This window comes from Sulfuricurvum sp. RIFOXYD12_FULL_44_77 (genome assembly GCF_001830725.1).
In the GTDB taxonomy this organism is placed as follows: Bacteria; Campylobacterota; Campylobacteria; order Campylobacterales; family Sulfurimonadaceae; genus Sulfuricurvum; species Sulfuricurvum kujiense_A.
On the sequence record NZ_MIBU01000270.1, the window covers coordinates 1 to 19691 of the forward strand.

The window sequence follows — 19691 nt, forward strand, 5'->3', positions numbered from 1 at the left end:
GTCAGTTGGATCGCGAAGTGATCGCACGGCTTCATGAATGGGGAGTCAAAGATAAAAAAGCGGGGATTGATGCACGGATTATTTTCTACGGCCCTCCAGGGACGGGAAAAACCCTTACGGCTCATTCATTGTCCCGTTCATTGAAACGTCAGGTTTTGAGTTTTGACTGTTCCAAAATCCTCTCGATGTACGTCGGGGAATCGGAAAAAAATGTACGAAAGATTTTTGATACCTACGCCGATTTGACCCGCCAAACGAAGACTGAACCGATTTTGCTTTTGAATGAAGCGGATCAATTCCTCTCTTCGCGTTCATCCGGAGTCGGTTCCTCTGCCGATCAGATGCACAATCAGATGCAAAATATCTTTTTGGAGCAGATTGAGAAATTTCAGGGGATTTTGATTGCAACAACCAATCTCCTCGAAAATATTGACCAAGCTTTTTCACGCCGATTTAACTACAAAATCGAGTTTAAAAAACCGGATCAAAAACAGCGGCTGACACTCTGGAAGATGATGCTGCCGAAAAATGCGCCGTATGCGGAAGGGTTTGATGTTGAAAAACTCTCAACATATCCTTTAACAGGGGGACAAATCAATTTGATTGTCAAAAACACGGCCTACCAAGTTGCCGCACGCGCTGAAGGCTCCTTCAGACTTGAAGATTTTATCAGTGAGATCCAAAAAGAGCGATCAGGAAGCTTTGAGGGGGAAAAATCGGTGGGATTTTTAAGTCATTAATTTATCAAAAAGTTATCACGACATGACCTAAATTTCACCAAATTGTTGTATTTGCAACAAAGCGGGAGTATAATCCACCATATTGAGCAATAAAGTGGAGAATATTATGGGTTGGTTTAGTGATGATACACAGTTGAGAGAGGAACTCTCATCGCTGCAAAAAGAGAACAGTGCACTACGAGAACAAAATCAAGAACTCTCCCATAAACTTCATGAATGTGAAACGAAGATTGCAGAAGAGCAGGAGCGGCATCGATGTGGAAACGCATCGGCTGTTATGACCTATCAAAATGAGCAACTCAAAAAAAATCTGATCGATGTTCAGGGGAATATGGCCTCATCGGTCTCTTCTTCTAAAGAGCATATTGCCCAATCCACGGAGTTGTTGGAAAATATTGTTGAGCTTGGACATAAAGCCTCTGGTATTTCACATACGTTGGAAGGGTTGAATTCTTTAGCATTAGAGTCTATGGAGACGGTTAAAGCCCTTTCCGAACGTGCGCAAGATGTGGCGAGTATTTTGGTACTGATTAAAGATATCTCTGATCAAACAAACCTCTTAGCACTCAATGCCGCAATCGAAGCGGCGCGTGCGGGAGAACACGGAAGAGGATTTGCGGTTGTTGCGGATGAAGTTCGTAAGCTGGCGGATAGAACGGACAAAGCGATCAGCGAGATCAACATCTCATTACAGTCAATGAAACAAGACGTTACCACTATCGGCGATAAATTTGAGCAAGTACAAGAGAGCATCGAAGAATCAAACGAATCAATCGGAAGCTTTAATGCTAATATGGACCATAATGCCCAGATGATGAGGGAAACGTTTATGAGTACGGAACATACGGCAGAACGTATTTTTATGAGTTTGGCGAAATTGGATCACATTATCTGGAAAGTCAATACCTATCTCTCTGCGATTACTAAAAAAGAGCAGTTTAATTTTGTCGATCACCACAATTGCCGTTTGGGTAAATGGTATTATGAAGGTGAGGGATCCGATTTCTTCAAACATACACCAAGTTATTCATCCCTTGAATCTCCTCACTCCGTTGTCCATAACTCTACCCACAAAATCTTTGATTTGATGAAGAGTGAGGATGTCGGGTCTGAGCGATTTGTAAAAGTATTTGAAGAGATGGAACATGCAAGTGACGGCGTTTTTGCTACACTTGATCGGATGCTTCAAGAGAAAAACTGATATTGCTTCGATTAGTAGCATAGGGTATTCAGTGGAACACCTCTTAAATCCTCAATCTTCACGACAAATTGTTCCGTTTTGATACGAAATGAGAACATTTCTCCCAAAGTGTTACGTAATTTAACATTTATCTCCAAAACCCAATTACGCGGTGTTTCTTATAGTGACAGAGACATTTAAATATCGTATGGATAAGGGTTTGTTTAATTCTCTTTTTGTTATAGTGCAACAACTGTTTTTATAAAAACCGTATAGCGTGGCGGAGAATTTCTCTGCGACGGGATATGCCATCAACCACAAAAAGGTCGGAACTATGGAGCATTACAACGTAGCAAATCCTTACTTTGGGGTATTTGTACTGTTTGTGTTGACGTTTGGTGCATTTTATGCCACAACCGTTATCGCACGTTTAGCCAGCCGCGCATTAGCGGCCAAAGATACTGAAAAACTGAAGCTTACGGTCTACGAATGTGGACCGGAAGTGACGAAACAACCCAATCGTATTTCGACACAGTTTTATCTGTTCGCATTGTTGTTTTTATTGTTTGATGTGGAGATTGTTTTTATGTTTCCATGGGCGATCGATTTTAAACTATTAGGGTGGTTTGGATTCGTTGAGATGATGATGTTCATCTTATTGCTGGCAATCGGTTTCGTTTATGCGTGGAAGAAAGGGGCTCTCGAATGGCACAACATCAAGTAAATTATCTCAAAGATGGCGGGCTTCCCGTTGCATTGACGACGATTGATAAAGTAGTTAACTGGGGTCGATCTAATTCACTCTGGGCATTGACGTACGGTTTGGCATGCTGCGGTATTGAAATGATGGCTTCGGGGGCATCACGGTATGATTTCGACCGGTTCGGTACGATTTTCCGTGCCTCTCCGCGTCAAGCAGAGCTTATGGTCGTTGCAGGAACATTGACGAAAAAACATGCGGAGTTTATTCGCCGTTTGTACGATCAAATGACCGAACCAAAATGGGTCATCTCGATGGGTTCATGCGCCAATACCGGCGGTATGTTTAATACCTACGCAACGGTTCAAGGGGTTGATCGTGTTATCCCAGTCGATCTCTATCTTCCGGGATGCGCACCTCGCCCTGAGACACTTCAGTATGCAGTATTATTGCTACAACAAAAAATTCGACGTGAGAGTGCATCCCGCGCTCAAAAACCAAAAAGGTTGATGTAATGAGAGCTTACACCCCTAAAGACGACGTACAGAAAAAACCCTATTACACCGACCGTTACTGGGTTGCTCCTCAGGTAGCGAAAAGCGATGTTTCTGAAGATGCGGTATTCGCTCACGATCTCGAAGCGATCAAAGCAAAGTTTGAGGTCTTGGATGCCTATATCCAAGTGAAGCAAATGGTTGTTGTAATCAATGCAGCGGATAACTTCGGCGTAATTGAACTCATGAAAAATGAGCTTGAGTACAATCAGCTCTCTGAATTATCAGCAATCGATTGGTTAGCAACTGAGGGGAAATTTGAGATTTTCTACCAAATGCTCAGTATGTCTAAACGCAAACGTATCCGTGTGAAATGCAAAATTGATGAGAAAGAGTCGATCCAAAGTCTCTCTTCTCTTTTCCGTTCTGCCGACTGGTCTGAGCGTGAGATGTACGATATGTTCGGCGTCGTTGTTAATAACCATCCGTTTATGAAACGTATTTTGATGCCGGATGATTGGGAAGGGTTCCCGCTTCGTAAAATCTATCCGCTCCAAGGGGATGAGTTTGCCCAATGGTACGAAGTGGATAAAATTTTCGGAAAAGAAGCACGCGAGATTATTGGGCCTGAAAACCGTGATCCGGCACGAGTGGATCGTTACGACACCGAACGATTTTCGCGTTTGGGGCACGAAGTACCGCGTGGTACCGACATCTCTCAAGGTGAACCGGATACTCCATTGTGTTACCAAGAGAATGAGGGTGTATTCCTCATCCAAAAATTTGACGCAGAAAAAAGCGTCGTGATCTCTGATCGCGATCGTTAAGGAATTACAGTATGCAACAATCCAATAGATTACGACCCTTTTTTGAAAATATTACGTTTGATCGTGACGATAATGAACTGATCCTTAACTTCGGGCCTCAACACCCCTCGGCGCACGGACAATTACGTTTGATGCTCCATTTGCAGCAGGAGCAAATCACGAAAGCCCATCCGGATATCGGATACCTCCATCGCGGTATGGAAAAAATGGCGGAGAACATGATCTATAACGAGTTCATGCCGACAACCGATCGTATGGACTATATCGCTTCAAGCTCAAACAACTACGGCTTTGCATTGGCGGTAGAAGAGCTTATCGGGCTTGATGTTCCGCGCCGTGCCAAAGTGATCCGTATGATGCTTCTTGAGACGAATCGCCTTATGTCTCACCTTTTCTGGTTGGCGACGACGGCTCTGGATATCGGGGCTATGACGGTGTTCTTGTTCGCGTTCCGTGAGCGTGAGTATTTGATGGATTTGATCGAAGATTACTGCGGTGCCCGTTTGACCCATGCAGCGATCCGCATCGGCGGTGTTCCTCTTGATTTACCGGATAATTTTATCGCCGATTTGCGTAAATTCCTCGATAAATTGCCGGAAAACATCAAAGATTACGAAGATCTTCTCGATACCAACCGTATCTGGTTGATGCGTATGGAAAATGTCGGGGTTATCTCTAAAGAGATGGCTCAAAGCTGGGGTTGTTCAGGGGTAATGCTCCGTGCTTCGGGTGTCGAGTGGGATATCCGTAAAGAAGAACCGTACGAGCTTTATGATGAAGTGGAGTTCAACGTTCCGGTCTCCGACAAAGGGGACAACTACGCCCGTTATAAACTTTATATGGCAGAGATGCGCGAGTCTGCGAAAATCTTGTACCAAGTGATCGATATGTATGCGGGGACTGGACCTGAGTTAATGGCACATGCACCGCAATACATCTCGGCACCGAAAATCGACATTATGACCCAAAACTACTCGTTGATGCAACACTTTGTCCTCGTGACTCAGGGGATGCGCCCTCCGGTAGGAGAGGTTTATGTGGCGACCGAATCACCTAAGGGAGAACTTGGTTTTTATATCAACTCTCAAGGTGGAGCCTATCCGTACCGTCTAAAACTCCGTGCGCCGTCGTTCTGGCATACAGGTATTTTGACAGACCTATTACCGGGTCACTATATCCCGGACGTTGTATCTATCATCGGGACGACCAACATCGTCTTCGGTGAAGTAGACCGCTAAAAGGAGCATGCAGTGAAACGTTACGATTTACGTCATTTAAAAGAGAACTTTGCAAGCCGCATGTCCGCTATTATCAAAGAAGATGCAATCAACGGTGAAGTGTTGATTTTCTTGTTTGAAATTGGTGATTTTACTTCGGTACAGCAATCGGCTGATTTGGTTAAAGAACTGGGGTGCACCCTCATGAACTCGTTGAAATTCAACGAAGCTGACTGGACCATTGTGGTCAAGAAATAAGGAAACGGTGTGAGTAAAGTCTATTTCTCCACGTGGCGGGGTGAGCAAATTAACAACATCGGCAAACGCGAGGATGCTTGGGAAAATTCTGCTTATAACCTTCCGTTGGAATACAACGAACATGCCCATTCCAAAGCGTTTATCGGTTGGGACGGTGTGGCGCTTTTTAATCCTGAGGTAGACGTCGTTCGTCTTGCAACAGAATATGCGGCGCAGTATCAGGTTTATTCCGAAGCGTGCGGACGCTGTGCACCGGGGCGATGGGGTGGACGTATACTATACGATTTGCTTGATAAAATCGCTCGCGGCGAAGGCTCAGTAAGTGATATGGAGCACCTCAAAGAGGTTTCAAGAACGATGCAGGAGACCTCTAAGTGTGAGATCGGGAAAACCGTTCCGAATCCGCTATTGGATCTTATGACTCACTTTGAATCAGACTTTATGGCGTGCATCGAGAACCAAAAACCTTCCAAGCATTATCATATGGAAGATACCAGCTATATCGCGAAAATTACCGCACCGTGTATGGATGCGTGTCCCGCACATGTCGATATTCCGGCGTATATCGAGGGTGTTCGTGATTTACGTTTTGACGATTCATTGATGGCAACGCGTCAAACGATGCCTCTTGCCCATACATGCGGACGTGTCTGTCCTCATCCGTGTGAGACCGAGTGCCGCCGTACCAATTTGGACGAGCCGATTTCGATCATGGAACTCAAACGTCTCGGTGCCGATTATGAGACCGATCACGGATTTGGATTCTTTCATCCGAGCGAGAAAAAAGCTTCACTCGGTAAAAAAGTAGCCGTTATCGGTGCGGGTCCTGCGGGACTGACGGGTGCGTACTATCTAGCATTGGACGGAATCGATGTCGATGTCTATGAAGAGCTTCCGGTACTCGGCGGTGAAGTAGCGGTCGGGGTTCCGGAATACCGTATGCCGATCGATAAATACAACCAAGATATCGAAGCTGTTCGAAGCCTTGGGGTGAACTTTATCACGAACTCCAAAGTCACCGCCGATATGATGCGCCGTTTTGAGAATGAGTATGATGCAACGTTGGTCGCTACCGGTACCCGTATCTCGAAAAAAGTCTATTGTGATAACGAACGTCCTGAAATCCAAGGATATTGGGGTGCCATCGACTTTTTGGATAAAGTCAATCTCCAAGTTAAATACGACATTATGGTTCCCGAAGCCGATCAAAAACGGCACATGCTTCCTGCCGATTTTGTCGATCTAACCGGCAAAACGCTCGTGTGTGTCGGGGGCGGATTTACCTCGATGGACGTTGTCCGCTGTGCGATCCGTGCAAATGCCAAAAAAGTGGTGATGTTGTACCGTCGTGACGAAGCGACAATCATTAAAAATACAACGTATGAAGAGTATCATGAAGCGGTTGAAGAGGGTGTTGAGTTTATTTTTCACTCTGCTGTTGCGGCGATGAAGGATGAAAATGATGTTCTCAAAGCACTAATCGTTGATCGTTTTGAACTGGTTCCCGATCCGAATGGCGGACGTCCGACCTTGGAAAAAGTGGAAGGGGCAAGTTTTGAGATGGAGTGCGATTATCTCATCCCTGCCGTTTCTCAAAGTGCCGATTTGAAACTTCTCCCTGAAGAGTGGGAGATCGAGCGCACCTCATGGGCGACGATCAAAACAAACGGAAAAGATTATATGACCTCACGTAAGGGAATCTTTGCGGCGGGGGATTGTGAATACGGTCCGATGACCATCGTTAATGCCGTCGGTCAGGCAAAACGTGCCGCATCGGTGATGTCGCGCTATGTCATGAGTGGCGAAATTACTTTGACGAACGATGAGATTATGGAAGATCACCTCCGCAAGCTCAAAGTCTATGATAAAAAAGAGAAGATTCAAGGGTGGCTTCCGGGCTTGCCGCGCCAACACAGTGAAGTACTCACGGTCGATGAGCGCAAAGATAATAATCGTGAAGTGAAATACGGTTTTACACAAGAAGAGGCACTCGCAGAGGCGGAACGCTGTATGCGTTGTTACTATATCGCGATGGTCGCACATTAAGGGGGGATGGATGATTAACTTTACGATTAACAATCAACCCGTAACGGCGCAAAAAGGGGAGACTATTCTCCAAGCGGCACGGAAAGCGGGATTTTATATTCCTACCATGTGTTATTTGGAAAAGACGACTCCGTGTGCATCATGCCGTTTATGTGTGGTTGAAACCGATAAAACTGACGGGCTGATTCTCAGCTGTCAAACTCCACCGATCGAGGGGCTTTCGGTTACCCTTGATTCGGATCGTTTAAAAACCGAACGGACGAATATTATGCGTCTCTATGATGTCAATCATCCGTTAGAGTGCGGTGTGTGTGACAAATCGGGTGCATGTGATCTTCAAAATAAAACATTGGAATTCGGGGTTTCGGCACAACATTTTAGTGCCAAAGAGCAACACCGCCACATTGAGCATTGGGGATTGGTCAACTACGATCCGTCATTGTGTATTTTGTGCGAAAAATGTGTCCACGTCTGTAATGAGATTATCGGCGATGATGCAATTACCCTTCAATTTGGGGGATACAAATCGTCTGTCATTCCGAAAAATAGCGACGTTCTCGATTGTACGTTCTGCGGTGAATGTATCGCGGTATGTCCCGTAGGTGCGTTGGTCAGTTCGGAATTTCAGTACAGCGCGAATGCATGGGAGCTTTCTCAAGTCCCTGCTACGTGTGTCCATTGTTCGGCAGGGTGTTCATTGAGTTACGAAGTTAAACACACCTCGACGAGCAACGGAGAAGACCGTATCTACCGTGTTACCAATGATTTTGAGCACACGACCCTTTGCGGTGCGGGACGATTCGGTTTTGATTTCGATCACCAAGCCTCTAAAGACGAAGCGGAATTCGCAAAAGCGATCCATGCGATAAAGAGTGCCGAAGCGATTCGATTCAGTTCCCTCATTACCAACGAAGAGGCTCTGATCCTTCAACGCCTCAAAGAGAAAACGGGGCTTAAGCTCTACAACGAAGAGGCACGTGCGTATCAGAGTTTTATGGCGGCTTACAGTTCCATCAGCGGTAAGAGCGGGTTCGGCGGAAGTCTCGATGCCATTACCCAAAGCGACGGGATCATTGTTCTTGGTGGACGTATCAGCACCGATAATCCGGTCGTCCGTTATGCGGTGACGACGGCAGCACGTCACAGAGGTGCAAAAGTTATTTATATGCATCCGCTTGAAGATGAATTGCTTCAAAACGTCGTAACTCAGTTTGTGAAATACGAAGTGGGAACCGAAGAGGGTGTCGTTGCAATGCTGGCAGCAACCCTTCTAGAGGGTGCAGATATCAGCGAAGAGAACCGCGAGTATTTCAAAGAACTCGACGAGGGATACTTATGCGCTGAGAGCAATGTCGGTGATGAAGAGTTTACGCGAATTGCTCAATCAATGAAGAGAGCGAAACGAAAAACACTCGTAATCGGAAGCGATGTATTGAACCATAAACGCTCTTCCAACATAGCACGTCTTTGTGCGATGATTGAGACCTATACCGAGTTTTCGGTTGTGGTAATACCTACCAATGTCAATACCGTCGGTGTATCGCTCATTTGTGATTTGGACAGTGACAACGGCAGCGCAAATGTTGTCGGTTACAATGCAGCAGGAAGCTACACGATAGGCTCATTCGGGGATGCGATGCTTCCGCTTGCAGCACTCAACAGCCAAGAGGGGACATTCGTCAGTATCAATTATCAAGTATTGCCGACCAATGTAGCGGTAGCGTTTAAAGGGTACACCCTCAACGATCTTGCAAACACCCTCGGTGTCAAAGCAGAAAACACCATTGATTACACTCTTGCACTGCCTCGCGAAAAAGGGTTTGAGAGAAAATCATTCGATGATTTGGGGAACTTTTTTGGAGCTTTGGGTGAAGACTATCGAGGTTATATGCTCGAAAATCGTGATATTGAAGCTTCAGGAGTGCTTGAAGAGATCGCTGATTTGCCGGAGTTCAACGGAACGGTTGTTTATCGCTGTAATCCGGTGAATCAGTTTAACAGTTATACGGCGCGCACGTCGCAGCTTGAAAAAGATACAACTTTACGCGGTTCCGCACAGTTTGCCGCTGCTGCAAAAATCGGTGATGGTGATAAAATTCAAATTGAATTTAAGAGTGCGACGCAAGAACGTATTTTTAAACTTGATACTTCATTGAAAGGGACGGTTGCTTTGGTTCCGGCTTATGATGAGGCATTCGGTGCATTGAATGAACAATATCGCTTTGAAAAGGTGAAAATTATGAAGATGGGGAGTGGATCATGAATGAAATCACGATTACCATAGACGGTCGTAGTGTTCAGACGCAAGAGGGTGAATATATCCTCAACGCGGCGCGAGCCAACGGGATATTTATCCCTGCGATTTGCTATCTGACACGATGTTCACCGACATTGGCGTGTCGTATTTGTTTGGTTGAAGCGGACGGCAAGCAAGTCTATGCGTGTAATGCCAAAGCTAAAGAGGGGATGGATATTACGACCACGACGCCGAATATTTTGGCGGAGCGTAGAGCCATTATGGAAGTTTATGATGTAAACCACCCTCTGGAATGCGGCGTGTGCGACCAATCGGGTGAATGCGAACTTCAGAACTATACGTTGGAAGTGGGAGTTGATTCACAAACATACTCGATCAAAGATACCCATAAACCGGCACAAAACTGGGGCTTGATCCATTACGATCCGGCATTGTGTATTATGTGTGAGCGTTGTATTACCGTCTGTAAAGATATGATCGGGGATGCGGCACTCTCTACCGTAGCACGCGGCTCTGAAGCGATTGAGGCTGAATTCAAAGAGTCTATGCCTAAAGATGCCTATGCAATGTGGAATAAACTTAACAAATCGCTCATTGCTCCAAACGGCGGAGACAGACTTGATTGTACTGACTGCGGCGAGTGTAGCTCCGTATGTCCGGTCGGGGCATTGGTGAGCAGTGATTATCAGTACACCTCCAATGCATGGGAACACAAACAAATCCCTGCTACGTGTGCTCATTGTTCGGCAGGGTGTCAGCTCAGCTACGATATCAAACATACCAGTATTACCGATCCAGAGGCTAAAATTTACCGTGTTAAAAATGAGTGGAACTATGTATCCCTCTGCGGTGCTGGGCGTTACGGATACGATTTCGAGAATCGTGATGTGGTTAAAAATGCGGCAGCCTTTGATGCAGCGGTTACAGCCTTTAAAAAAGCCGATACCATCGCATTTACCTCGACGATCACCAACGAAGAGGCATTGATTCTTCAACGTCTTAAAGTCAAATACGGCTACCGATTAGTGAATAACGAAGCGTTGGCACTGAAAAACTTTTTGAGCAGCTACAGCACTATCAGTGGGAAATCACTTTACGGCGGTGATTTGAAACAGGTTCACGAATCGGATTTCGTTGTCTCTATCGGAAGTGCACTCAAAACGGATAATCCGAATGCCCGTTTCGCGATGAACAATGCCTTCTCTATGAACAAAGGTGCGGGATTGTATTTTCACCCGATCAATGATCCCGTTATCGCCGATATGTCGAAAAACGTGACACAGTTCAACCATGCTCCGATGATGGAAGAGGCGGCACTGTATTTGATGCTCGATCTTTTCGGGGATAAAGCGGCAATGCCATCGAGTATCACCGAATATTTGGCAACGTTCCATTCGATGAAAACCATTACGGTTGAAGAGACAGTAGATGAGAAAGTGACCGAAACGGTTGTCAAAAAAGTACTCAACGAAGAGAGCGGCATCGAAGAAGAGGTTACTGAAGAGGTCACTAAAACCATCAAGAAAAAAGTCTCAAAAGAGGTAGAAGTGGATGAAAACGCTCTCTTCGCCCTCGTGAGCGCACCTGCGGGATTTGCCGATACCCTCGCTAAGTATTTGGCGAAAAAAGAGACGTTTAGCCTGATGGTGGGGCCTGATTTGTACACCCATCCACATTCTGAGAATTGTGCACGTCTTGTGGCATTGATTGAAAAATACACACCGTTTAGTGTCACAATGATCCCAAATCTTTCTAATACCCTCGGTGTTGCGATGATATGTGATCTTGATGGTAGCCGTGGAAATTACACTATCGGTTACAACATAGCGGGTGATTTCACCCTCAGCGCATTGGGTAACGGTGATTTGGATATGCCGGCTCTGAATCAACAAGAGGGGACATTGACCAGTATCGACAAACGGGTGAATCCGACCAATGCGGCACTCGGCTACGGCGGCTACGTTCTGAATGATCTTGCCAATGCCCTTGGTGTAAACTTGAAATTCACGGTTGATTACACGGCGCAGCTTCCTGTAAATAGAGGATTCAAAGCAATGGCATTTGACACCCTTCCGAACAATTTCACCAACACCGGTGAAGAGGTTCGCGGATATCTGCTAGAAAATATCGCAGTGAGTGTCAGCGGGGATGAAAACGTAACACCGTTTAACGCAGATTCGGCAATCACAGATAAAGTGGTTTACTTGGCAAATCCGGTACTTCAATTCTCTCCGTTTACGGCAATGTCACACCAGCTTAAAGGCTCGGGCGGTTTATACGTATCTGCTTCAGCTATGGAAAGCAACGGCTGGAATGAAGGAGACATGGTGAATGTTAAAACCGCGCGCGGTGAAGTACGTGTCAGCGTTATCACAGACGGTAAAATCGAAGGGGATATTTCGTATCTTCCGACATTCGATACCGCTATCAATTCTGAGGCACTGTTTGACGGTTACCGTTTTGCGTGCGTATCAATTCAAAAGGTGTAAAGCATGGATGTAGCATTCATTATAGAAACGATCATTAAAATCGTTGTAATCTTGTTAGTCTTCTCAGCGCTCGCGGGTCTTGGGACCTATTTTGAGCGTAAAGTGCTGGCGTTTATGCAACGCCGTCTTGGACCGATGCACGTTGGCCCGTTCGGTTTGCTTCAAGTCGCGGCGGATGGGATTAAACTCTTTACAAAAGAGGATATTATCCCTCAAAACGTTGTGAAGCCGATTTTCAAAATCGCCCCCGTTATTACGGCTGCAACGGCATTTATGGCCTCTGCGGCGATTCCGTTTTGGCCTCAGTTTACGGTATTCGGATACACAGTGCATCCGATTGTCGCTGATATCAATGTCGGTATCCTCTACGTATTAGGGGTTATGGCTATCGGATTGTACGGACCGCTCCTTGGGGGTATGGCATCGGCGAACAAATGGTCGTTGATCTCTGCGGCGCGTAGTGCCGCCATCTTCATTTCGTATGAAGTTATTTCGGGATTATCGCTATTGGCACCCCTTATGATGGTGGGGTCATTGTCGTTAATCGATATCAATAACTACCAAGCGGGTGGAATCGGCAACTGGATCGTATGGTCACAGCCGGTGGCATTTATCCTTTTTTGGATTGCCGCTTTTGCTGAGACGGGACGTACACCGTTCCATCTTGTTGCGAACGATCACGAAATCATTGACGGTTTCGGTACGGAGTATTCGGGTATGCGCTGGGGTCTTTTCTTCATCGGTGAATACGCGAATATGTTCTTCATCTCGTTTGTAATCGCCATCATTTTCTTGGGCGGTTTTGGTGATGGTACGATTGCCGGGGCAATTCAGCTCTTGTTGAAAGTAGCGTTTTTCTTTTTCTTTTTCCTATGGACACGCGCTGCATGGCCGGATGTCCGACCTGACCAATTGATGTGGTTGTGTTGGAAAGTATTAATGCCGATTGCGGTGATCAATATTGTGATCACCGGCATCGTGATGATGTTCTAAGGAGGTTGGGTTATGCATCATGAAGAAGTATTTACGAATCGTAACGTGAGCGAGTCATCTGCTTACTATTACGTCGATATCGAAACCTACCCGACTTCAGGGTGGGACAAATTTAAACAGGTTGTTAAACGTACATTCAACGGAGAGCTCTTTGTAGGTCTTTGGGTTGTATTACGTGAGATGATTAAATTCGATATTCACACGCTTCAATACCCGCTTGAAAAACTCCCGATCGGGCCGCGTTATCGTGCGGTACACAAACTATTGCGTTTGTGGGAATCGGGATATGAGCGTTGTATCGGATGCGGATTGTGCGAAAAAATTTGTATCTCCGATTGTATCCGTATGGACACTCGTATCGATGAGAATAGCCGTAAAGAGGTTACTGAATACAGTATTAACCTCGGACGTTGTATTTTCTGCGGCTACTGTGCTGAAGTGTGCCCTGAACTTGCTATCGTTCACGGACAACGGTATGAGAATGCCTCAGAACAACGTGCCCATTTCGTCATTAAAGACGATATGCTGACCCCGCTTGATCTTTTAAAAGCGGGTGAACAAGCAGAATACCCAGGCTTCGGAGCCATTATCCCAGGAAGCGACGCGTCGGTCAAAAAGACCCCGTTGGCGTATTAAGGAGTCAAAGTATGTTTGAAGCAATCGCTTTTTATCTGTTTGCGGCATTAACGATCGTGATGTTTACCATCACGGTAATGACAAGCCAAGCGCTCTATGCGATTACCGCAATGGCGGCGGGGATGATTTTCATCTCGGCATTTTTCTTTATTTTGGGTGCCGACTTTTTGGGTGCGATCCAAATCATCGTCTATACAGGCGCAGTAATGGCGTTATACGCATTCGGGATGATGTTTTTCGATACGACACGTGATGTTGTTGAAAAGCGTACTAATCCGCAGATCGTTTTTGTCCTTGGGATTTTGGCAGCGGTTATGGTGGTCGCAATTTTCGTTGCACCTATCGTCTCAAATAACATTCAAGCCCTTTATCCGATCCAAGAAGGGGTAGGCAATTCACAGGCCGTGGGTATGGTTCTCTTTACGAAATACCTTGTACCTTTCGAACTTGCAGCCGTTATGCTCCTTGTTGCAATGATCGGCGGAATTATTTTGGCCGGTAAAAAAATGGACAAATCATTAACTTTGATGGCCGAAGAAGAGATTACTACGATGGATGATAGTTTTGAACCTCAAGCAGGGGGACACTGATGGAAATTACATTAACTCATTATCTTGTTTTATCCACAATTTTGTTTGCTATCGGTTTGATCGGGGTAATGCGCCGTAAAAACCTTTTGATGCTCTTTTTTGCAACGGAAATTTTGCTCAATGCAACCAACATCGCATTTGCCGCTATTTCTTACTACATCGGTGATCTGAGCGGGCAAATGTTTGCGTTTTTCATTATTGCGATTGCGGCATCGGAAGTAGCGATCGGGCTGGGTCTCCTCATCGTATGGTACAAACGCACCGGTAAGATCGACCTAGATCAAATGAATTCAATGCGAGGATAGACTATGGAACTTTATTTATATATCGCACTGTTTGCTCCGCTGGTAGGGTCGCTTTACGCTTCTCTTTTCGGAGGGTCACCTAAATCACAGCATGTCGGTATTGTGGCATCGGGATTATTGTTTACTTCGTTTGTGAGCAGTGCACTTTTGCTCTCTTATGTCATGGGCGGGCATACGGTTCATGTTGAACTGATGACATGGATGGAAACGGGAGATCTTTATATCCCGTTTGGGTTTGTCGTTGACCAAGTGAGCGTGGTTATGATGATGGTAGTTACCATCGTCTCTACGGTAGTCCATATCTACTCTATCGGCTACATGGATCATGATAAAGGATTCAACCGTTTCTTCTCATGGCTTTCAGCATTCGTTTTCTCGATGATGGTACTCGTTATGAGTGACAACTTTGCAGGACTCTTTATCGGATGGGAAGGGGTTGGTCTTTGTTCGTGGGGACTTATCGGCTTCTGGTATCAAAAAGAATCGGCAACATGGGCAGCAAACGAAGCGTTTATTATGAACCGTATCGCTGACCTTGGGATGCTTATCGGGATTTTCTTGATTTATTGGAATACCGGTTCTCTCCAATACGACGTCGTATTTTCTGAAATCGGAAACCTTCCGTTAGTCGTTACGACGTGGATCGGTATTTTCCTCTTTATCGGCGCAATGGGTAAATCGGCGCAGTTTCCGCTCCATACATGGCTTGCCGATGCGATGGAAGGTCCTACTCCGGTATCGGCGTTGATCCACGCGGCGACCATGGTTACGGCAGGGGTTTATTTGGTTGTTCGTGCCAATCCGATTTATGATTTGATTCCGAATGTCGGGATCTTTATCGCAAGTCTCGGTGCATTTGTAGCATTGTTTGCCGCATCAATGGCATTGGTTAACCGTGATATGAAACGTATCATTGCCTACTCTACCCTTTCGCAGCTGGGATATATGTTCGTAGCAGCAGGATTGGGTGCGTACTGGGTCGCATTGTTCCACCTCATGGCGCATGCCTTTTTTAAAGCACTCTTGTTCCTCGGTGCGGGTAACGTGATGCATGCGATGCATGATGAGCTTGATCCGTTTAAAATGGGGGGATTACGCAAGGTGATGAAAGGGACATTTATTATGATGACCCTTGCTTCCGTTGCGTTAGCGGGTATCTATCCGTTTGCCGGATTCTTTTCAAAAGATTTGATCTTAGAGGTCGGGTTTGTTGAGCATCATTATGTAATCTATACTGTCTTGTTACTTACAGCGGGATTGACGGCGTTTTATTCATTCCGCCTTGTTGCGTTGATCTTCCACGGAGAAGAGCGTTATAAACTTTTCGGTATTCATCCGCATGAAGCGTATAAATTTATGTTAGTAGCGATGTCTCCGTTGCTCTTGTTGGCAATCATTGCGGGTTCATTTAAAATGACGTACTATCAATTGGTTACGAGTTTGCTTCCGGATACACAGTACCATGTTCACGGTGAGATGACCTATTGGATTATGACGATCGGAACCCAGTTGTTTGTTATTGCCGCTATTGTATTTGCGTATAAAAAATACAGCAACTGGAATAGTGTACCGGATGGTTCTTCTAAACTGGAAAATAGTTTCGGCTATAAATTATTGAGCAATCAGTATTACATTCCAAAATTTTATGAGGAAGTTTTTTCAAAACCGTATTTGGAACTTTCTCGTATTGCATGGAAACAGTTTGATCTCAAAATTGTTGATGCAACCGTTGATTCTATTGCGAACGCAATCTACAAAACGGGCGAGAATACACGTGACATACAAAACGGAAATCTTTCAACAATGCTTCGTTGGATGGTTATCGGTTTGGTCGTTTTAGTGTCACTTGCCCTCGCCTTTACCGTTGGATACAACGCGGTCGGCGCTTAAGGAGTAATGATGATAGATCACATTTTAACACTTTTAATTTTCTTCCCTGCATTGGCTGCAATGCTCGGGTTTGTCGTCACTAAAGATAGTATGAGAGCCTACGGTATTGCCGTAGCATTTATTGAGTTTGTCCTCTCTTTGTGGCTATGGTATGCATACGATCCGATGATATCGGGAATGCAGTTTATGGAGTCAATGCCGCTGATTCCGGCGTTTGGTATTAACTACCTTCTCGGTGTTGATGGTATTTCACTCTTTATTATTATCCTCTCAACGTTTTTCACGTTGATCGGTATTGCGTCGTTAACCGAAACTCGCCGACTAAAAGATCTAATCATTACGCTGTTATTCTTAGAGATGACAATGGTGGGTGTTTTCGCGGCACTTGATGCCATCGTATTTTACGTTTTTTGGGAACTTTCACTTGTACCGATGCTTTATATTATTGGTGCTTGGGGCGGGCCTCTTCGTATTTACGCATCGATCAAATTTTTCCTCTACACCTTTACAGGTTCATTGGTAATGTTGGTCGGTATGCTCTTTATGGCGTACTTTTATTACCAAGCAACAGGACAATGGAGCTTCTCGATTTTAGAGTGGTATCGTCTGATTTTGCCGGAGAACTTCCAATTGTGGTTGTTTGCAGCATTTTTCCTCGGCTTTGCGATCAAAGTTCCGATGTTCCCGTTCCATACATGGCTTCCGTATGCGCACGGTCAGGCTCCGACAATCGGTTCGGTAATCCTTGCGGCGATTTTGCTTAAAATGGGTACGTATGCATTTGTCCGTTTCTCATTACCGTTGTTTCCGGATGCGTCTGTCTTTTTCATGTTCCCGATCGCTATTATCGCTATCATCATGATTATCTATACGGCAATGGTAGCCTATGCGCAAGAGGATATTAAACAAGTCGTAGCGTATAGCTCCGTATCCCACATGGGGGTTATTATCCTCGGAACGTTTGCTTTGAACGTTGAGGGTGTCAGCGGTTCGGTCTTCTTGATGTTAGCGCATGGGGTTGTATCTGGAGCTCTGTTCTTACTCGTCGGTGTTATCTACGATCGTCGTCATACAAAAATGATGTCTGAGTTCGGCGGTCTTGCATCGGTAATGCCGCGTTATGCGACGATTTTCGGAATTATGATGATGGCATCGGTTGGCTTGCCTCTTACGATCAACTTCGTCGGAGAATTTTTGTGTCTTTTGGGCTTTTACAAACAGTCCCATATGTTGACCCTGACCGCTGGAGTCGCAATTATCGTCGGAGCCATTTATATGCTTTCCGCCTATAAAAAGATGTTTTTTGGCGCTGTTACCAATGAAAAGAACAAAAATCTTAAAGATTTGAATAGAACCGAGTATTTAGGGCTTATTCCTCTCGTTATCGTTGCTATTTGGTTGGGAGTTTATCCGAAACCGGTATTGGAACCGATCAACAATAGTGTTGAGTCGGTCATTCAATTGATGCACGATAAAGCGCAAAGCCCAGAGGCAAAAGCACGTATTCCTGATCTCTCAGGCAAAAATGAGATTATTCCAATGCAGGAGGCGCACTAATGTTGGAGCCGATTAATGTTTCACTTGCGTCGCTCAATTTAGCGACCCTAGCTCCGATGCTGATTGCCATCGTCGGTGCGTTGGCAATTTTGGTGATCGATATGGTGAAAGGGGGATTGCATAAATCGTTATACGTCATGATCAGTCTCCTTTTCTTGCTCCTTGATTTGGGTGCATTGGTTGATTTTGCCGGTGTTTTCTTGAAAAATGGGACGGTTCTAGGATTCTTTGATGTTATGTTGATGGATGGAATTGCTATCCTTTCACAGATTATCATTGTTGTGGGTTCAATGCTCTTTATTCCGTTGGCATTGACATCAAAACGGTTCCATGAGTACAACTATCCGGAGTATTTCGCCCTTTTCTTGTTTATGATTGCAGGCTTCCAGTTTATGGTTGCTACCGATAACCTTATTTTGATTTTTGTCGGTCTTGAGACGGCCTCTTTGGCTCTTTATACGTTGATTGCATTGCACAACCGCTCAAAATCGTTTGAAGCGGCAGTGAAGTATTTCACAATGGGAGCTTTAGCGGCAGGTTTCTATGCTTTCGGATCGATGATTTTGTATGCGATCAGCGGTTCGGTTGAGATCAACCAAATTGCTACGGTATTGGCAGAAGATCACTACAGCAATATCGGCTATGTCCTTGTTTCTATGGCGTTTATGATTGCGGCATTCGGATTTAAACTCTCAATGGTTCCGTTTCACACATGGACGCCGGACGTGTATGAAGGTTCATCTGCGGCATTAGCGGGATATATGTCTATCGTACCAAAAATCGCGGCATTTGTTGTCGCGATGCGTTTGTTCGAATTTTTGGTTCACAGCGGAGTGGTATGGCTTCAAGTCATTCTTTATATCGGTGTTGTTGTAACCATGACGGCATCCAATATTTGGGCTTTGGTACAAACCGATGTCAAGCGTATGTTGGCCTACAGTTCAATCAGCCATGCCGGTTTTGTAATGGCGGCAATTTTGATCGGTACGACACAAGCCAATACGGGACTCTTTTTGTATTGGGCATTGTTCAGTTTCACTAATCTCGGTGCCTTTACTATGCTATGGGTCAATCGCCAAAAAAATCTGTTGCCGGGTCAAAGTTCAGACCATCCGTATGAAAAATTCTCAGGGATGATTAAAACAATGCCGATGGGTGCCGTGATGATGGCGTTGTTTATGCTATCACTTGCCGGAATTCCGCCGTTTGGCCTGTTTTGGGGTAAAATGTATATGATCGGTTCTGCCGTCAGTGCAGGTTACACGGTTTTAGCCCTCATTATGGCGCTTAACTCCGCGATTGCAGGGTACTACTACCTTAAACTGATCGTTTTCATGTTTATGAAAGAGCCGATGGTCGGATACGAGAAATTCTATTTCATGAATGCATCGCTCTCTCTTAAAACCATTATCGGTATCGCAGCAGTCGGAACTATTTTCGCCGTATTTGCCGTGAATCCTCTCTTGGAAGTTATTACGCTATTCGTGTATAATAGCGGTTATTAAAAGGAAA

At 45.2% G+C, this 19691-nt stretch carries 17 protein-coding genes; all 17 read left to right on the top strand.

Features of this window, described 5'->3' with window-relative positions:
• Positions 1–740 (top strand): ATP-binding protein (locus tag A2517_RS09650; RefSeq protein WP_294896478.1); only part of this gene is annotated, 740 nt, incomplete at its 5' end.
• A 106-nt stretch (positions 741–846) separates the two neighbouring features.
• Positions 847–1941 (top strand): methyl-accepting chemotaxis protein, encoded by a 1095-nt coding sequence (locus A2517_RS09655; RefSeq protein ID WP_294896480.1) that lies wholly within the window; start codon positions 847–849, stop codon positions 1939–1941.
• A gap of 313 nt (positions 1942–2254) precedes the next feature.
• Positions 2255–2644: an NAD(P)H-quinone oxidoreductase subunit 3 gene (locus A2517_RS09660; RefSeq protein ID WP_294896532.1), complete on the top strand. Its 390-nt coding sequence runs from the start codon at positions 2255–2257 to the stop codon at positions 2642–2644.
• Positions 2626–3135 carry an NADH-quinone oxidoreductase subunit B family protein gene (locus tag A2517_RS09665; RefSeq protein WP_013459129.1) on the top strand — a complete coding sequence of 170 codons (510 nt, stop codon included), beginning with the start codon at positions 2626–2628 and terminating at the stop codon, positions 3133–3135. The genes A2517_RS09660 and A2517_RS09665 overlap by 19 nt, the downstream gene beginning before the upstream one ends.
• Entirely contained in the window at positions 3135–3941 is an 807-nt protein-coding gene (locus tag A2517_RS09670; protein ID WP_294896483.1) for an NADH-quinone oxidoreductase subunit C, read from the top strand. The genes A2517_RS09665 and A2517_RS09670 overlap by 1 nt, the downstream gene beginning before the upstream one ends.
• Before the next feature lie 11 nt (positions 3942–3952).
• The gene (gene nuoD, locus A2517_RS09675; protein ID WP_294896485.1) at positions 3953–5179 is read left to right on the top strand and encodes an NADH dehydrogenase (quinone) subunit D; all 1227 of its coding nucleotides are present in this window, start codon (positions 3953–3955) and stop codon (positions 5177–5179) included.
• Positions 5180–5191: 12 nt separating this feature from the next.
• Positions 5192–5416 (top strand): NADH-ubiquinone oxidoreductase subunit E family protein, encoded by a 225-nt coding sequence (locus tag A2517_RS09680; RefSeq protein ID WP_294896487.1) that lies wholly within the window; start codon positions 5192–5194, stop codon positions 5414–5416.
• Positions 5417–5425: 9 nt separating this feature from the next.
• Positions 5426–7462 (top strand): FAD-dependent oxidoreductase, encoded by a 2037-nt coding sequence (locus tag A2517_RS09685; RefSeq protein WP_294896489.1) that lies wholly within the window; start codon positions 5426–5428, stop codon positions 7460–7462.
• A gap of 10 nt (positions 7463–7472) precedes the next feature.
• Positions 7473–9725 carry a 2Fe-2S iron-sulfur cluster-binding protein gene (locus tag A2517_RS09690; RefSeq protein ID WP_294896491.1) on the top strand — a complete coding sequence of 751 codons (2253 nt, stop codon included), beginning with the start codon at positions 7473–7475 and terminating at the stop codon, positions 9723–9725.
• Positions 9722–12208 carry an NADH-quinone oxidoreductase subunit G gene (locus tag A2517_RS09695; protein WP_294896493.1) on the top strand — a complete coding sequence of 829 codons (2487 nt, stop codon included), beginning with the start codon at positions 9722–9724 and terminating at the stop codon, positions 12206–12208. The genes A2517_RS09690 and A2517_RS09695 overlap by 4 nt, the downstream gene beginning before the upstream one ends.
• A 3-nt stretch (positions 12209–12211) precedes the next feature.
• On the top strand, positions 12212–13201 hold the full coding sequence (nuoH, locus tag A2517_RS09700; protein WP_294896495.1) for an NADH-quinone oxidoreductase subunit NuoH: 990 nt from the start codon (positions 12212–12214) through the stop codon (positions 13199–13201).
• A gap of 12 nt (positions 13202–13213) precedes the next feature.
• Complete coding sequence (nuoI, locus tag A2517_RS09705; RefSeq protein WP_294896497.1) at positions 13214–13837, top strand: NADH-quinone oxidoreductase subunit NuoI; 624 nt, start codon at positions 13214–13216, stop codon at positions 13835–13837.
• Between the two features lie 11 nt (positions 13838–13848).
• On the top strand, positions 13849–14427 hold the full coding sequence (locus tag A2517_RS09710; protein WP_294896499.1) for an NADH-quinone oxidoreductase subunit J: 579 nt from the start codon (positions 13849–13851) through the stop codon (positions 14425–14427).
• Positions 14427–14732, top strand: a complete 306-nt coding sequence (gene nuoK, locus A2517_RS09715) for an NADH-quinone oxidoreductase subunit NuoK (RefSeq protein ID WP_294896501.1) — start codon at positions 14427–14429, stop codon at positions 14730–14732. The genes A2517_RS09710 and nuoK overlap by 1 nt, the downstream gene beginning before the upstream one ends.
• 3 nt (positions 14733–14735) lie before the next feature.
• Entirely contained in the window at positions 14736–16622 is a 1887-nt protein-coding gene (gene nuoL, locus A2517_RS09720; protein ID WP_294896503.1) for an NADH-quinone oxidoreductase subunit L, read from the top strand.
• A gap of 9 nt (positions 16623–16631) precedes the next feature.
• Complete coding sequence (locus A2517_RS09725) at positions 16632–18179, top strand: NADH-quinone oxidoreductase subunit M (RefSeq protein WP_294896505.1); 1548 nt, start codon at positions 16632–16634, stop codon at positions 18177–18179.
• Positions 18179–19684 (top strand): NADH-quinone oxidoreductase subunit NuoN, encoded by a 1506-nt coding sequence (gene nuoN, locus A2517_RS09730; protein ID WP_294896507.1) that lies wholly within the window; start codon positions 18179–18181, stop codon positions 19682–19684. Before A2517_RS09725 ends, nuoN begins: the two co-directional genes overlap by 1 nt.
• The last annotated feature ends 7 nt before the right edge of the window (positions 19685–19691 follow it).

Coding starts and splice junctions, on each gene's coding strand:
- A2517_RS09655 (WP_294896480.1), top strand. CDS start 847: ATGGGTTGGTTTAGTGATGATACACAGTTGAGAGAGGAACTCTCATCG.
- A2517_RS09660 (WP_294896532.1), top strand. CDS start 2,255: ATGGAGCATTACAACGTAGCAAATCCTTACTTTGGGGTATTTGTACTG.
- A2517_RS09665 (WP_013459129.1), top strand. CDS start 2,626: ATGGCACAACATCAAGTAAATTATCTCAAAGATGGCGGGCTTCCCGTT.
- A2517_RS09670 (WP_294896483.1), top strand. CDS start 3,135: ATGAGAGCTTACACCCCTAAAGACGACGTACAGAAAAAACCCTATTAC.
- nuoD (WP_294896485.1), top strand. CDS start 3,953: ATGCAACAATCCAATAGATTACGACCCTTTTTTGAAAATATTACGTTT.
- A2517_RS09690 (WP_294896491.1), top strand. CDS start 7,473: ATGATTAACTTTACGATTAACAATCAACCCGTAACGGCGCAAAAAGGG.
- A2517_RS09695 (WP_294896493.1), top strand. CDS start 9,722: ATGAATGAAATCACGATTACCATAGACGGTCGTAGTGTTCAGACGCAA.
- nuoH (WP_294896495.1), top strand. CDS start 12,212: ATGGATGTAGCATTCATTATAGAAACGATCATTAAAATCGTTGTAATC.
- nuoI (WP_294896497.1), top strand. CDS start 13,214: ATGCATCATGAAGAAGTATTTACGAATCGTAACGTGAGCGAGTCATCT.
- A2517_RS09710 (WP_294896499.1), top strand. CDS start 13,849: ATGTTTGAAGCAATCGCTTTTTATCTGTTTGCGGCATTAACGATCGTG.
- nuoK (WP_294896501.1), top strand. CDS start 14,427: ATGGAAATTACATTAACTCATTATCTTGTTTTATCCACAATTTTGTTT.
- nuoL (WP_294896503.1), top strand. CDS start 14,736: ATGGAACTTTATTTATATATCGCACTGTTTGCTCCGCTGGTAGGGTCG.
- A2517_RS09725 (WP_294896505.1), top strand. CDS start 16,632: ATGATAGATCACATTTTAACACTTTTAATTTTCTTCCCTGCATTGGCT.
- nuoN (WP_294896507.1), top strand. CDS start 18,179: ATGTTGGAGCCGATTAATGTTTCACTTGCGTCGCTCAATTTAGCGACC.